This is a genomic window from Mesorhizobium sp. M1A.F.Ca.IN.022.06.1.1 (assembly GCF_003952605.1).
Lineage (GTDB): Bacteria > Pseudomonadota > Alphaproteobacteria > Rhizobiales > Rhizobiaceae > Mesorhizobium.
On sequence record NZ_CP034455.1, the window covers coordinates 1488959 to 1502273 of the forward strand.

The following is a 13315-nucleotide window of genomic DNA, read 5'->3' on the forward strand; positions in this document are numbered from 1 at the left end:
TACGGCGTTTGTCCAAAAAGTCCGGCGCGGGAAGCCGCAGACAGCGCCGCCTAAAGACGCGTATCTTGGAATCCGCTGAGGGCAACCGCGCTGCACAGGTCGGACCATTCGCAGCCCGAGCACGCCTGACGCGTCAGGCCGGCGGAAAACGCCTTGCGCATCGGCGCCAGGCTGGAGGCATCCAACACGAGCCGGTCGCCGGCCCGGACGGACCGGCCGAGGAGAGCGCCGACGTCGCGCGCCGCGAGCCCGTCGCGCTCGGCGGCGCCTTCGCCCAGGCAGTGCGGCTCGGGCTCGACCAGCATCGGGGTGCAGATGTCGTCCGGCCCGGACACGATCAGGACCGCCTCGCCGTCGCCCAGCCGCTTCACCACCTTGTCGTAATTGGCGGTGAAGGCGGGCGAGTAGCCTTTGCCGACATAGGTCAGCAGGCAGAGCAGATGGTGGGCGCGCAGCCTGACAGTCATTGCGTCTTTGACGAGCGGTCGCGCGGTTCGGCCCGATAGGTGGAAAAGAGCTTCAGCGTCGCGGCGCCCAGCGCCGACTTCAAGAGGCCGCCGACAATGAAGGGCAGGAAGCCGAAGGTGATGGCCTTCTCGGCGCCGATCATGGCGGCAAGCCAGGCCGTGCCGAGAACCAGGCATAGAAGATTGCCGATGAGCATGGCGGCGAAGGCAAGCATCACCCGATTGCCGTTCCAGCCGCGCTCGGCCAGCCAGCCGACGATCGCACCGACGATCGGGAAGGAGAAGAGATAGCCGCCGGTCGGGCCCATAAAATGCTGCACGCCGGCCGCACCGCCGGCCAGAACCGGGAAGCCGGCGGCACCCTCGACAAGCCAGGCCGCGATGGTGAGCGCGCCGAAGCGCCAGCCATAGAGCGCACCGACCAGCGTCACCGCGAAGGTCTGCATGGTCACCGGAACCGGCACCATCGGCACCTCGATGTAGGACGACAGCGCCAGGAACAGCGAGCCGAGGACGACGGCGCCGAACTGCCAGGCAACGGAGCGGCTGTGCAGTTGGAGCGGGCTGAAGGAAGACTGGCGGGTCGAAACGGCGATGTTTGTCACGGTGAGGTCCCTGGTTGAGTTGAAATTATAGATAATTCCTGCAATCGATCTATTATCGAATCCATATTTTTGCGGAGATGGCAAGCGCTGCCTTGCGGAGGGCAATGAGGCTGAGCCATTCATGGGCAATCGGGGCGCCCAAAACCGACATTTGACTGCCATTGAGCGCAGAAAGGCAGCTGTGTCTGCGTTCTCGCGCTAGCCGACGATGGCGAAGGCGTCGCGAGTCCTGCCGGAAGCGGTCTTGACCGGTTTTTGGCCGATCCATTGCACATGCCGGCCGAGCGTGGCGGCGGCCGATTCCGTGTTGCCTTGCCTCAGCGCGCTCAGGATCGCCCGGTGGTCCTGATCGGTGCGGGTCTCCCATTCGGAGCGCCAGGCGGCGAACAAGAAACGCGCGCTTGCGGCATGCAGGTCGTCGATGGTGGAAAGCAGGCGCGGCATGTTGCAGGGCGTCAAGATCAAGCGGTGGAAGGTGCGATTGGCCTCCTCCCAGGAGCGGACATCGCGGGATTTGTCGCCCGCCTTGGTCGCCTCCTCGGCGCGGTCGAGGATCGCCGGCGTCAGATGCGGCGCGGCGTGGCGCAGCGCCAACACTTCGAGCGCGGCGCGCATCTCGGCCACTTCCCTGACCTCGCCGAGATCGAAAGCGGCCACACGCACGCCGCGGCGCGGCTCGCTGATCGCCAAACCCTGCGCCTCGAGGCGGCGGAAGGCCTCGCGCACCGGCACGTGGCTGGTGCCGAATTCCTCGGCGACATGATCCTGGCGCAGCCGCGATCCGGGCTCGATAGCGCCCGAAATGATGCGGTCCGCCAGTTCCTTGCTGATGCGGACGGCGATCGTGTCCTCTGTGGTGGCCATGTTTTATAGATAATTTGCTGAGCTGCCGTTTGTCGAGACGGCCAGAGCGGAATCACAGGCGCCCGCCCGGCGGACGCCAGGCGATGCCAAGGAGAACCGACAGGCGCTCAGTTGACGCGGCTGATGCAGAAATCGATGACGTCGATCAGCGCCGATTTCTGCGGCGTCGCCTCCAGCGGCGCGAGCGCGTCGCGGGCGATCTCGCCGAAGTGACGGGCGCGGCCAATCGTGTCGGCGATGGCGCCATGGCGGGTCATCAGACCGATCGCCTTTTCGAGCCCGGCATCGTCGGCGACATTTTCCTCGATGGCGCGCTTCCAGAAGGTGCGCTCGGCCTTGGTGCCCCGCCGATAGGCGAGGATCACCGGCAGCGTCACCTTGCCCTCGCGGAAATCGTCGCCGACATTCTTGCCGAGATCCTTGCTGGAGCCGCCATAGTCCAGCGCGTCGTCTATGAGCTGGAAGGCAAGGCCGAGATTCATGCCATAGGAGCGCAGCGCCGCCCGGTCGGTGCGGGAAGCGAGCGCGATCACCGGACCGACCTCGGCGGCGGCCGAGAACAGGGCGGCGGTCTTGGCCTTGATAACGGCGAAGTGCTCGTCCTCGGTGGTCTCCAGATTCTTGGCAGCCGCAAGCTGCATCACCTCGCCCTCGGCGATGATGGAGGCGGCGCTCGACAGGATGTCGAGAGCCTCCAGCGAGCCGACTTCGACCATCATGCGAAAAGCCTGGCCGAGCAGGAAGTCGCCGACCAGCACGCTCGCCTGGTTGCCCCAGATCATGCGCGCCGTCTTCTTGCCGCGGCGAAGCGCGCTCTCGTCGACGACGTCATCGTGGAGCAGCGTCGCGGTGTGCATGAATTCGACTGCGGTGGCGAGCTTGACGTGCCCCTCGCCCGCATAGCCGAACATCTGGGCGGCGGCGAGCGTCAGCATCGGCCGCAGCCGCTTGCCGCCGGACGAGATCAGGTGGTTGGCGACCTCCGGGATCATCTCGACGTCGGAGCCGGCCTTCGACAGGATCAGCTCGTTGACCCGTCCCATGTCGGCTGCCGTCAGGTCGATGAGATCCTGGATGGAAGCAGGTTCCCGCTTGCCTTCGATATTCAGAACGACACCCACCACGATCACTCCCGTCTCATTGACGCGCCCGACAACACCCTGGTCCCGGTGGGACTCTAGGTCGGCACAACCGCGCACGGCAAGAGGCGAATTGGCGCGGTTTGGCTGGCGCTGGGCTGCCCTGGCGTTTACATGAGCGCCGCAACCTGCGATTTTCATTCCATGATCGAGCTTGTCCGCACCAACGACGCCGTCCTCATCTCCTTCGTCGAATCGCTCATGCGCGACGCCGGCATCGCCTGCTTCGTCGCCGACCAGAACATGAGCGTGCTCGACGGATCGATCGGCATCCTGCCCAGGCGCGTCATGGTCGATGCCGAGAAAGCCGATGCCGCGCGGCGCATCCTGAAGGATGCCGGCATCGAGAACGAGATCCGCCGGCAATAATGGCAGCATCAACCGCCCTCGCCCCGGACACGCCGGCCCACACGGTCGACGCCTTCCATCGCGGGCGCTTCTGGCTGGTGCAGCCGCGACAAGGCCACCGTGCCGGCATGGACGCCATGATGCTGGCTGCTGCCGTCCCGTCCGGCTTTTCCGGCCGGCTCGCCGATTTCGGCGCGGGCGCCGGTGCGGCGACGCTCGCCGTGCTGTCGCGCTGCCCTGAGGCACACGCGGTTCTGGTCGAGCGTTCCGAGGAGATGGCGGCCTTTGCCGCCGCCACGCTTGCCCACCCCGGCAACGCGCATCTCGGCGACCGCGCCTCGGTGCTTAAGGCCGACGTCACGCTTGCGGGACGGGCACGGCACGGAGCCGGACTTGCCGACAATTCGTTCGACTTCGTCGTCATGAACCCGCCCTTCAACGCGGCACAAGACCGCGCAACGCCGGACGCGCTGCGCAGAGAAGCGCATGTCGCGGAGGACGGCCTGTTCGAGCGCTGGATCAGAAGTGCGGCCGCCGTCGTCAAGCCGCGCGGCGGACTGGCGGCGATTGCGCGGCCGGAGCAGCTTGTCGCCATCCTGGATGCGATGGAAGGCCGCTTCGGCGATGCCGAGATGCTCTGCGTGCACCCGCGCCCAGACGCGGCGGCGATCCGCATCGTCGTCAGGGCGGTGCTCGGCGCGCGCGGAAAACTGTCGATCCGGCCTCCGCTCACCTTGCACGGCGCATCCGGCAACGAGCCGACGGAGCGGACCGAAATGATCAACAACGGGCTGGCGTCGCTGTTCGGCGATTGATCAGAGGCCGGCGATGCGGCATTGCCGTTGCGCGGCGAATTCCTACATGCCCGGGAGCAAGGATGAGGTCTGACCTTGCTCTAGCATCTCTTGTGGAGACAAGCTTTCGTGAAACGCTTCTTCAACCGCCTGCTGCCGAAATCCTGGCGCTCGACAGTCGTCACCATTCCGGTCATCCGGCTGCATGGCACGATCATGCCCGGCGGCGGCCAGTTCCGGCCAAGCCTGTCGCTCGCCTCGACGGCCGGGCTCATCGAGAAGGCGTTCGGCTTCGACGCGCCGGCGATTGCGATTTCGATCAACTCGCCGGGCGGCTCGCCGGTGCAGTCGCGGCTGATCTTCAAGCGCATCCGCGACTTGGCGGCAGAGAAGGACAGACGAGTGCTCGTCTTCATCGAGGATGTGGCGGCCTCCGGCGGCTACATGATCGCAATCGCCGGCGACGAGATCTTCGCCGACCCTTCCTCGATCGTTGGCTCGATCGGCGTCGTCTCCGCCTCCTTCGGCTTCCCGGAGCTGATGAAGAAGATCGGCATCGAGCGGCGCGTCCACACCGCGGGCCAGAACAAGGCCGTGCTCGACCCCTTCAAGCCGGAAAAGAGGGAAGACGTCGAGCGGCTGAAAGCCTTGCAGCTCGAAGTGCACGAGACCTTCATCGATCTCGTCAAGGAACGGCGCGGCACCAAGCTCAAGGACGACCCGGATCTGTTCACCGGACTGTTCTGGACCGCCAAAAAGGGTCTCGAGCTCGGCCTCGTCGATGCGCTGGGCGACATGCGCAGCGTGCTCAAGACCCGTTTCGGCGAAAAGACGCAGCTCAGGCTGATCACCGCGCCGCGCGGGCTTTTCGGCCGTTTCGGCTTGTTCGGATCGCGTTTTTCGGCGCCGGACATCGCCGCGGCCGCGGCCAGCGGCGTCATCGATGCGGCGGAAGAGCGCGCGCTGTGGGCGCGCTTCGGGCTTTGAAAAAGCCATGATTGCGTCTAGCATGGCCGCTTGACCGACCCATCCGGCCGGCCTTGCCGCGAGAAACGCGGGAGGAGTTGTGAGATGCCGCAGATCATTTTCTTCGTTGTCGTCGGCGCCGCCGCCTATTTCGGTTATCGCGCTTTCGTACGCGAGGCCGAGCGCGTGACGGCCAAGATCCGGCGCACCGAGAAGCAGGCGGCCAACGGCACGATGGGAACGCTGGTCAAGGATCCGAAGACCGGCGAGTACCGTCTGGCTAAGGACTGAACACCATCTCGCCAGCAGCCGACATTCTGGAGGCCGAGGCCAAGTCCCGGACATGGCTTGCGCCTGCCAAGATCAACCTCGCGCTGCACGTCACCGGACGGCGCGCCGACGGTTATCACCTACTCGACAGCCTTGCCGTGTTCACGCGCTTCGGCGACCGGCTCGAGATCGAGCTGGCGCAAGACGATGCGTTCTCGGCGTCTGGTCCCTTCGCCGCCGGCGTGCCAATCGATGGCGACAATCTGGTACTCAAAGCGCGCGACGCGTTGCGGCGGGAAGCCGGCGCGCAACAGGCGCCACCAGTCGCCATCCGGCTGGAGAAGAACCTGCCGGTCGCTTCCGGCGTCGGCGGCGGCTCGAGCGACGCGGCGGCGGCGCTCAACGGCCTTTCGCGCCTCTGGAAGCTCGACATCGGGGAGGCGGGGCTGGCGCGGATCGGGCTGACGCTCGGCGCCGATCTGGCGATGTGCCTCAAGGCAAGGCCGCTCATTGCGCGCGGCATTGGTGATGAAGTGTCGCCGCTGACGGAGTTTCCGGCGCTGGCGCTCATCCTGGTCAACCCGGGCGTGGCCGTTTCGACACCCGAAGTGTTCAAAGCGCTTTCCAAACCTGACAATGAGGCATTGCCGCCGCTGCCCGGCCGCCTCGATTTTCACAGCATGCGCAATTGGCTCGACACGACGCGGAACGATCTCGAACCTGCCGCTCGCGCCATCCAACCGGCGATCGGAGATGCGCTCAAGGCGCTGAAAAAAGCGGGAGCCGCCTTTGCCCGCATGTCGGGCTCCGGCGCTACCTGCTTCGGCCTGTTCGAGACTGGCAATGTCGCCAAGCGCGCGGCGATCGACATCCGCCGCCGCCATCCCAGTTGGTTCGTGGCCGCGACGCGCAGCATGGAGACCGACTGATGGCCAACGAAAGCCGCCCCTTCATCCCGGTGCGCATCGCGGTGCTGACCGTTTCCGACACGCGCAGCCTGGCCGAGGACAAATCCGGGCAGATATTGGCCGACCGCATCGCAGAGGCTGGCCATATACTGGTGGCTCGCGACATCGTCACCGACGACCGCGAGAAGATCCGCGAAAAAGTGCTCGCCTGGTCGAGGGATGAAACGGTGGACGTCGTTATCACCACGGGTGGCACCGGCTTCACCGGCCGCGACGTAACGCCGGAAGCGCTGGAGCCGATTTTCGAAAAGCGCATGGACGGCTTTTCGGAAGTCTTCCACCGGATTTCCTATGACAAGATCGGCACATCGACGATCCAGAGCCGGGCGACCGGCGGCGTCGTCAACGCCACCTTTATCTTCGTGCTGCCGGGCTCGCCCGGCGCGTGCAAGGATGCTTGGGACGGCATCATCAAGGCGCAGCTTGACTACCGGCACATGCCCTGCAACTTCGTCGAGATCATGCCGCGGCTGGACGAGCACCTCAGGCGCCGCGGCAAGCCGGAGTAGCGGCCCCGTCCGGCTCAGCGGATGACCGGCTCGCCGTGGAAGCGACGGCGCGACGGCCGCGAGACGCCGAAGCCGATTTCCATCATCAGCCGCGGCGTATGCGTCGGCACCGTTCCCATATGGAAGCCGAACGGATCCTCGACGAAGCCGAGGCCCGCCTCGCCCGTCAGCGTCGCAGCGCTTTCCGGACCGTAGACGTCCAGCACGTCTTCCGCGGGGTGGCCGACCAGAAGCGTGAGCTGGTGCTTGAGCGCGCGGCGCCTGTGGCTGCCGCGGACATAGACATGCGGGCCGGTGCCGGCGTCGACCGGCACCAGATAGAAGAAGAATTTCAGCATCCGCCAATCGTCGAGATCGAAATGGTATTTGCCGAGCGAGGCGAGATTCTTGTCGGCATCCGAGGCCTTGCCGGTCGGAAAGCTCCACCACACGCGCGTCGTGATCAGTTTCGCCTGGCCGCCGAGATAGTGCTGCGCGACCTCGAGGAGCAGCGGATCCCGCTGGATGGCAAGCGCCGCCGGGCAATCGAGAATGCGTTCGAAATAATGCCCGCTGAGCAGCGAGCGGCCGAAACGCTTCTCCGCCTCGGCATGGTCGCCCGGAATGAATTCGAGACGGCGGTCGAAATTGCCGAAACAGGGCGTGCGTTGCGCAAAAACGGCGATCTCCTCATGGATCGCCGACGGCAGCGTGAACCCCGAAAACAGTCCATCGGAGCGAAGCGCCGCGACCACCGCCTCGCGATCGACGCCGGCAAACATCGTCTCTCCCGCATTGTCGAGCGGGCGAACGCGTCTGGCGCCTAGCCAGTGCATGCGGCGCCCCGGCATGGTGCGCGCCAGCACGAACATCGGCAGCCAGGCCGGATTTTCGCGTAGATCTTTCAGATAGGTCGGGATGCGCACGGCGATGCGCCTGAACAGGCTGCCATTACGAGCGATCGCCTCCAGGCTGGCCGCGCCTGAATTGTCTGGAGTACCAAGGTTCATCGGGTTCCTCGTATGCACGGCGTCCGACGAAGCGCCAGCCGTCTGCCGCTTCATCGTCACCCAATTCCGATTGTCCCGCTTCAAGCAGATGCTAATCCACTGCAGGTTTTTGTGCAATGCACAATAGAATGGGCCGGCAAAGTTCGCGGCCTTTTTCTCTCTTTTTTCGCCTTCTGGAGAGAAGGAGGGCATGCGCTCACTTCGGCGGCGCCACCCAGATTTCGGCATTCAGCCTTCTGGTGGCGAGGCCCCGCGCCAGGGCTTCGGCGCTGCGGGCGCTTTTCGCCAGCACCGTGGCCTGGCGCTTGCTGATGACAAGCCCTTCCTCCAGAGCCCGGTTGCCCGAAAAAACCCGGACCAGAAACGGCGTGCGATTGCCGCGGGCGCGTGAAAAACGCGCCGGCATCGTCTGCCTCGCCGCGTGAGCGACGACGTCGTCGATCCAGCCTTCGGCGAGCCGGGCGCCGGGTTCCAGAAGCAGGAGCCAGTCGCCCTTGGCCTGGCCGATGCCTGTTGCGATGCCGCCGGCGACAAGGTGGCAGCCGGCATGCTCGGCGACGCGATGCGTCTGGTCGGTCGAGCCGGTGTCGCAGACGATGACGTCGCGCACCACGCCCTCGACCGCGCCGCCGATCAGCGAGGCCAGCGTGCGGGCAAGGCCTTCTTCGTCGTTCCTGGTTTCGATGAGGACGCTGAGCATTTTAGCCGAATAGCGGAAAGCGCGGCGCTGCGCCAGTTGCGCGTTCTGAACGAAAAAGTTCTTGCTTTGTTCTCATTGGCAAAATAGGAATAATTTCATGAACAGAGCGATTCGACAGCCTGCCGACAGTCCTTGGGAGAGGGCGAAAATGGAACAGATCGTGCGCGCCGACATTGCCGCTTTCGGAGCAGGCAGAGCCGAGATAGCAAATGCAATGATAGAACAGAGCGGCATGCGCGTGCGGCCGGACCGCAATCGCGGACGCTCCGCGGGCATCAATCCGTCCGGCCGCTTCGAGCCGGTCAGCCGGCATGTGTTCGACGATGGCTGGAACTCGCTGGAGGAACTGCCGCCGTTCAAGACGGAGGTGCAGGTCGAGAAGCCGCGCACCATCATCACGCGCAACGAGTCGCCGGACATTTCCTTCGATCGTTCGATCAATCCCTATCGCGGCTGCGAGCATGGCTGCGTCTATTGCTTTGCCAGGCCAACGCATTCCTTCATGGGCCTGTCGCCGGGGCTCGATTTCGAATCCAAGCTCTTTGCCAAGCCCGATGCGGCGCGAATGCTGGACAGGGAATTGTCGAAGCCCGGCTACCAGCCGCGCACCATCGCCATCGGCACCAACACCGATCCCTACCAGCCGATCGAAAAGCAATACCGGATCATGCGCGAGATCCTGGAGGTGCTGGAGGCGCGTGGCCATCCGGTCGGCATCGTCACCAAGTCGGCACTGGTGACGCGCGATATCGACATCCTGTCGCGCATGGCCGAACGCGGCCTCGCCAAGGTGGCGCTGTCGGTGACGACGCTCGACCGCATGCTGGCGAGAACCATGGAGCCGCGCGCCTCGACGCCGACAAAGCGGCTGGAAGCGATAAGGCAGCTTTCGGATGCCGGCGTCCCCGCCTCGGTGATGGTGGCGCCGATCATTCCCGGCCTCACCGATCCGGAGATGGAGCGCATCCTCGATTCGGCGCGTGCCGCCGGCGCCAGGGAGGCAGGCTATGTCGTGCTGCGTCTGCCGCTCGAGGTGGCGCCGATCTTCAAGGACTGGCTCTTGCGCCATTATCCGGATCGCTACCGGCATGTGATGTCGCTGATCCGCTCGATGCGCGACGGCAAGGACTACGATTCGGAATGGGGCAAGCGCATGAAGGGCGCCGGACCCTATGCCTGGCAGATCGGCCGGCGCTTCGAGATCGCCGCCAAGCGGCTCGGCCTCAATGCCGAGCGGCGGCAGCTTCGGACCGACCAATTCGTCGCAGGCTCCGGCGTCGGCGAGCAGTTGATGCTGCTGTGAAGACAATGCCGGCCGCGAAGGCCGGCGCCAAGGCAACTCGGGAGGCAGAGTTTTGCGCCCGGATTGCGATCCGCTAACCCTCTGTTTTGATGTAACTTCGTACGGAAAGCCCGCTACGCACTTTTGCTGGAATTGCTCAAGAATCCCGTCCGGCCCAGTCCCCGGCCGTGAGACGGTGCCCTCCCGGTCCGACGCCCCATCCGACCCGGAGGGACTTGCGGAGAATCGGAGCCGATGCGAACCTCGCCGCACCATGGCTCGCGCGCGTTCCGATTCTCCGCTTCTCTTCGAAATGGTCGAGAAGCCCGACTTCTCGATTGAAACGAAAGCGATGGCCGAGGGGCTGTGGCCGGTAGCGGGGATGGACGAGGCGGGCCGCGGGCCGCTTGCCGGTCCGGTGGTGGCGGCGGCCGTGGTGCTCAACCCGGCCAACATTCCCGAAGGGCTCGACGATTCCAAGCGCCTCACCCATCTGCAGCGCGAGGCGCTGTTCCTCAAAATCCTGGGCTCGGCGCTCAGCGTCTCGATGGCCTCGATCAGCGCCGAAGGCATCGACAACAGCAACATTCTGAAAGCCAGCCTGGAAGCGATGCGCCGCGCCGCCGCTGGCCTGTCGCTGCCGCCCAAACTGGCGCTGGCGGACGGTCGCGACGTGCCGCCAGGGCTCACCTGCGAGGGCCGGGCGCTGATCAAGGGCGACCAGCGCTCGCAATCTATCGCCGCCGCCTCGATCGTCGCCAAGGTGATGCGCGACCGCATGATGTGCGGCTGCGGCGGCCATCATGAGCATTACGGCTTCGAAATGCATATGGGCTACGCGACGGTCCGCCACCGGACCGCGATCGAGGCGCACGGCCCGGTGGCGCGACTGCACAGGGCGTCGTTCGCGCCGTTCCGGTTGGGCTGCGTCGAGGTGGCGGAAGCGGAAGAGAGCTTCGAGGGAATAGATTAATCTCCTCCTTGAGGAGGAAATGGCCGGCAGGCGGAGGGGGTCGTCGCGCGTGAAGCACCGACGCCCTCTTTAGTCGCACAAGGGGTTGAGCTCTACGCGCAACGACCCCCTCTGTCGCCTTCGGCGACATCTCCCCCTCAAGAGGGGAGATTATTCGCGCCCAAAACAAAAAAGCCGCCCGGTTGCCCAGGCGGCTTCATGTCAGCAACGGCAGAGCCGCTCAGTTCAGCTTGGCCTTCACGTCCTGCAGCGCCGACTTGAACAAATCGGCGCCGGCCTTGGCGTCGACCTTGGCGGCAAGCAGCGCACGGGCGGCCTCGACGGCGATGTCGACGGCGCTGGCACGCACCTCGCCGATCGCTTCGCGCTCGGCCTGGCTGATCTTCTGCTCGGCAAGCGCCGTGCGCCGGGCGACGTAGTCCTCGGTCTTCTTATGCGCCTCGGAAGCAAGGAGCTCGGCCTCGCGCTTGGCGGCGGCGACGATGTCGGCGGCCTCCTTCTCGGCTTCCTTGCGCTTCTGCTGGTATTGGCCGAGCAGCTGCTGGGCCTCTTCGCGCAGGCGGCGCGCTTCCTCGAGTTCGCTGCTGATCTTGGCCGCGCGGGAATCGAGCGACTTTGCGAGCATGCCCGGCACCTTCAGATAGATGACGGCGCCGAGGAAGATGATCAGGGCAATGGTGGCCCAGAGCGTGGCAAGTGATGTGGCGTCCATGATGGCCTCCTCACCGGGTCGCGGATTTGACCGCGGCCGAAATCTCGGCCTTGTCGGTCTTGCCGCCGACCAGCGCCTCGACGATGGCCGACGTGGTGTCCTCGGCGATGGTGCCGACTTCCTTCATCGCCTTGGCCTTGATCGAGGCGATGCTCGCCTCGGCTTCGCCGAGCTTCTTCTCGAGTTCCGCCTCGAGCTTCTTGCGCGTGCTTTCGGCTTCGCTCTTGGCGGCGTCGCTCGCCTGCTGGCCGATCTTGTTGGCGTTGGCCTTAGCTTCCGCCAATTCCTGCTCATAGGCGGCAACGGCAGCGTCCGCCTCGCCCTTCAGCCTGGCGGCGTGGTCGAGATCCTGGGTGATGCGATCGTTGCGGACATCGATGATACCGCCGATGCGCGGCATCACAACCCGCTTCAGGAACAGATAGAAGAGCCCGAAGGTGATGACGAGCCACAGGATCTGCGACGGGAAGGTCTCGGCATTGAACGGCGGGAACGTGCCATGCTCCTCGGCAGGCACGGCGGTGCCCGCATGCGTATCGCCCTCGGCCGTGGCCGGCGCGGATTCTTGCGCAAAGGCAGATGTCACGAACATCTCATTCCCCTGTCCATACGGCGGGGCCGCACCATGCGGCCCCTTTCGTCAGCGCGTGGTTCTTACCTGAAGACCAGCAGCAGCGCGATGAGGAGCGAGAAGATGCCCAGCGCTTCGGTCACGGCGAAGCCGAAGATCAGGCGGCCGAATTGGCCGTCAGCGGCCGACGGGTTGCGGAGCGCACCCGAGAGATAGCTGCCGAAGATGTTGCCGAGGCCGATGCCGGCGCCGCCCATGCCGATGCAGGCGATACCAGCGCCGATAGCAGCTGCTGCAGTTGCGTCCATTTCAAAACTCCTGTGGTTTTCGTAATCGTTGCGGTTGGTACGTTGGGTATGCTGGCGCCGGGGCGCCGGTGAAAATCGATCAGTGGCTCGGGTGCAGAGCGTCGTTCAGATACATGCAGGTCAGCACCGCGAAGACGTAGGCCTGCAGGAAGGCGACCAGCAGTTCCAGCGCCGTCAGGGCAACCGCCATGGCGAGCGGCAGGACCGAGCCGGCGATGCCGACCGCACCCAGCGCGCTGAGGCTGACGACGAAGCCCGAAAACACTTTCAGCGTGATGTGGCCGGCCAGCATGTTGGCGAAAAGACGAACCGAGAGGCTGACCGGACGCGAGACAAAGGAAATGACTTCGATCGCCACCACCAGCGGCATCAGATAGCCAGGCACGCCATGCGGCACGAACAGCTTGAGGAAGTCGAGGCCGTGCTTGGCGAAGCCGTAGACGATGACGGTGCCAATGACCAGGATCGCCAGCGTGAAGGTGACGATGATGTGGCTGGTGACGGTGAAGAAATAAGGGAACAGGCCGATCAGGTTGGCGACCAGCACGAACATGAACAGCGAGAACACCAGCGGGAAGAACTGCATGCCCTGCTTGCCCGCCGCATCGCGCAGCATGTTGCCGACGAACTCATAGGCCATTTCCGAGACCGACTGCAGGCGGCCAGGAATGAGGGCGCGGCTGGCGGTGCTCATGTAGAGGAAAGCGGAAGCGACGGCGATCGTCACGACCATGAACAGAGCGGAGTTGGTGAAAGAAATGTCGTAGCCGCCGATATGAAGCGGGATGATCGGATGGATCTGGAACTGGTGGATCGGATCGACCTGGTCAGCAGCAGCCACTTTAAATCC

18 protein-coding genes are annotated in these 13315 nt (G+C 65.0%); 8 read left to right on the forward strand and 10 right to left on the reverse strand.

Going from position 1 to position 13315, the window contains the following annotated elements; genetic code table 11:
* Positions 1–50 precede the first annotated feature (50 nt).
* From EJ078_RS07385 to EJ078_RS07400, 4 genes are all read right to left on the reverse strand, one after another.
* Positions 51–467, reverse strand: a complete 417-nt coding sequence (locus tag EJ078_RS07385) for a DUF1284 domain-containing protein (protein ID WP_127216086.1) — start codon at positions 465–467, stop codon at positions 51–53.
* Positions 464–1072 (reverse strand): biotin transporter BioY, encoded by a 609-nt coding sequence (locus EJ078_RS07390; protein WP_095830456.1) that lies wholly within the window; start codon positions 1070–1072, stop codon positions 464–466. The genes EJ078_RS07385 and EJ078_RS07390 overlap by 4 nt, the downstream gene beginning before the upstream one ends.
* Positions 1073–1270: 198 nt before the next feature.
* Complete coding sequence (locus EJ078_RS07395) at positions 1271–1936, reverse strand: GntR family transcriptional regulator (protein ID WP_095800918.1); 666 nt, start codon at positions 1934–1936, stop codon at positions 1271–1273.
* A gap of 107 nt (positions 1937–2043) precedes the next feature.
* Positions 2044–3057 carry a polyprenyl synthetase family protein gene (locus EJ078_RS07400; protein WP_095801112.1) on the reverse strand — a complete coding sequence of 338 codons (1014 nt, stop codon included), beginning with the start codon at positions 3055–3057 and terminating at the stop codon, positions 2044–2046.
* 162 nt (positions 3058–3219) lie between these two features.
* Between EJ078_RS07400 and EJ078_RS07405 the strand changes: the two genes are divergently transcribed.
* The 6 genes from EJ078_RS07405 (at position 3220) to moaB (ending at position 6930) form a co-directional block, all read left to right on the forward strand.
* Positions 3220–3444, forward strand: coding sequence for a DUF2007 domain-containing protein (locus tag EJ078_RS07405; RefSeq protein WP_066999078.1), 225 nt, complete (start codon positions 3220–3222; stop codon positions 3442–3444).
* Positions 3444–4238, forward strand: a complete 795-nt coding sequence (locus tag EJ078_RS07410; RefSeq protein ID WP_067327811.1) for a methyltransferase — start codon at positions 3444–3446, stop codon at positions 4236–4238. The genes EJ078_RS07405 and EJ078_RS07410 overlap by 1 nt, the downstream gene beginning before the upstream one ends.
* Before the next feature lie 108 nt (positions 4239–4346).
* Positions 4347–5204 (forward strand): S49 family peptidase, encoded by an 858-nt coding sequence (locus EJ078_RS07415; protein ID WP_067327810.1) that lies wholly within the window; start codon positions 4347–4349, stop codon positions 5202–5204.
* A gap of 84 nt (positions 5205–5288) precedes the next feature.
* A complete protein-coding gene (locus tag EJ078_RS07420) occupies positions 5289–5474 on the forward strand; it encodes a hypothetical protein (RefSeq protein WP_066999017.1) in 186 nt (61 codons plus the stop codon).
* A 26-nt stretch (positions 5475–5500) separates the two neighbouring features.
* On the forward strand, positions 5501–6382 hold the full coding sequence (locus EJ078_RS07425; protein ID WP_127324102.1) for a 4-(cytidine 5'-diphospho)-2-C-methyl-D-erythritol kinase: 882 nt from the start codon (positions 5501–5503) through the stop codon (positions 6380–6382).
* Complete coding sequence (gene moaB, locus EJ078_RS07430) at positions 6382–6930, forward strand: molybdenum cofactor biosynthesis protein B (RefSeq protein WP_066999023.1); 549 nt, start codon at positions 6382–6384, stop codon at positions 6928–6930. Before EJ078_RS07425 ends, moaB begins: the two co-directional genes overlap by 1 nt.
* A gap of 14 nt (positions 6931–6944) precedes the next feature.
* Here the strand turns inward: moaB and EJ078_RS07435 are convergent, their stop codons facing one another.
* Positions 6945–7919 carry a hypothetical protein gene (locus tag EJ078_RS07435; RefSeq protein ID WP_095801114.1) on the reverse strand — a complete coding sequence of 325 codons (975 nt, stop codon included), beginning with the start codon at positions 7917–7919 and terminating at the stop codon, positions 6945–6947.
* Between the two features lie 196 nt (positions 7920–8115).
* Positions 8116–8619 carry a glycosyltransferase gene (locus tag EJ078_RS07440; RefSeq protein ID WP_095800921.1) on the reverse strand — a complete coding sequence of 168 codons (504 nt, stop codon included), beginning with the start codon at positions 8617–8619 and terminating at the stop codon, positions 8116–8118.
* Between the two features lie 148 nt (positions 8620–8767).
* On the opposite strand from EJ078_RS07440, the gene EJ078_RS07445 reads away from it, so the two are divergent.
* Entirely contained in the window at positions 8768–9922 is a 1155-nt protein-coding gene (locus tag EJ078_RS07445; RefSeq protein ID WP_127216654.1) for a PA0069 family radical SAM protein, read from the forward strand.
* A 253-nt stretch (positions 9923–10175) separates the two neighbouring features.
* A complete protein-coding gene (locus EJ078_RS07450; RefSeq protein WP_127216653.1) occupies positions 10176–10874 on the forward strand; it encodes a ribonuclease HII in 699 nt (232 codons plus the stop codon).
* Between the two features lie 220 nt (positions 10875–11094).
* Here EJ078_RS07450 and EJ078_RS07455 read toward each other — a convergent pair whose 3' ends face one another.
* From EJ078_RS07455 to EJ078_RS07470, 4 genes are all read right to left on the reverse strand, one after another.
* Entirely contained in the window at positions 11095–11586 is a 492-nt protein-coding gene (locus tag EJ078_RS07455; RefSeq protein WP_066999035.1) for a F0F1 ATP synthase subunit B, read from the reverse strand.
* A gap of 10 nt (positions 11587–11596) precedes the next feature.
* A complete protein-coding gene (locus EJ078_RS07460) occupies positions 11597–12178 on the reverse strand; it encodes a F0F1 ATP synthase subunit B (RefSeq protein WP_066999038.1) in 582 nt (193 codons plus the stop codon).
* A gap of 62 nt (positions 12179–12240) precedes the next feature.
* Positions 12241–12465, reverse strand: coding sequence for a F0F1 ATP synthase subunit C (locus EJ078_RS07465; protein ID WP_066999040.1), 225 nt, complete (start codon positions 12463–12465; stop codon positions 12241–12243).
* Between the two features lie 79 nt (positions 12466–12544).
* A complete protein-coding gene (locus EJ078_RS07470; RefSeq protein ID WP_127216652.1) occupies positions 12545–13306 on the reverse strand; it encodes a F0F1 ATP synthase subunit A in 762 nt (253 codons plus the stop codon).
* Positions 13307–13315 lie beyond the last annotated feature (9 nt).

Coding starts and splice junctions, on each gene's coding strand:
- EJ078_RS07410 (WP_067327811.1), top strand. CDS start 3,444: ATGGCAGCATCAACCGCCCTCGCCCCGGACACGCCGGCCCACACGGTC.
- EJ078_RS07445 (WP_127216654.1), top strand. CDS start 8,768: ATGGAACAGATCGTGCGCGCCGACATTGCCGCTTTCGGAGCAGGCAGA.
- EJ078_RS07450 (WP_127216653.1), top strand. CDS start 10,176: ATGGCTCGCGCGCGTTCCGATTCTCCGCTTCTCTTCGAAATGGTCGAG.
- moaB (WP_066999023.1), top strand. CDS start 6,382: ATGGCCAACGAAAGCCGCCCCTTCATCCCGGTGCGCATCGCGGTGCTG.
- EJ078_RS07460 (WP_066999038.1), bottom strand. CDS start 12,178: ATGTTCGTGACATCTGCCTTTGCGCAAGAATCCGCGCCGGCCACGGCC.
- EJ078_RS07440 (WP_095800921.1), bottom strand. CDS start 8,619: ATGCTCAGCGTCCTCATCGAAACCAGGAACGACGAAGAAGGCCTTGCC.
- EJ078_RS07395 (WP_095800918.1), bottom strand. CDS start 1,936: ATGGCCACCACAGAGGACACGATCGCCGTCCGCATCAGCAAGGAACTG.
- EJ078_RS07385 (WP_127216086.1), bottom strand. CDS start 467: ATGACTGTCAGGCTGCGCGCCCACCATCTGCTCTGCCTGCTGACCTAT.
- EJ078_RS07435 (WP_095801114.1), bottom strand. CDS start 7,919: ATGAACCTTGGTACTCCAGACAATTCAGGCGCGGCCAGCCTGGAGGCG.
- EJ078_RS07405 (WP_066999078.1), top strand. CDS start 3,220: ATGATCGAGCTTGTCCGCACCAACGACGCCGTCCTCATCTCCTTCGTC.
- EJ078_RS07465 (WP_066999040.1), bottom strand. CDS start 12,465: ATGGACGCAACTGCAGCAGCTGCTATCGGCGCTGGTATCGCCTGCATC.
- EJ078_RS07420 (WP_066999017.1), top strand. CDS start 5,289: ATGCCGCAGATCATTTTCTTCGTTGTCGTCGGCGCCGCCGCCTATTTC.
- EJ078_RS07455 (WP_066999035.1), bottom strand. CDS start 11,586: ATGGACGCCACATCACTTGCCACGCTCTGGGCCACCATTGCCCTGATC.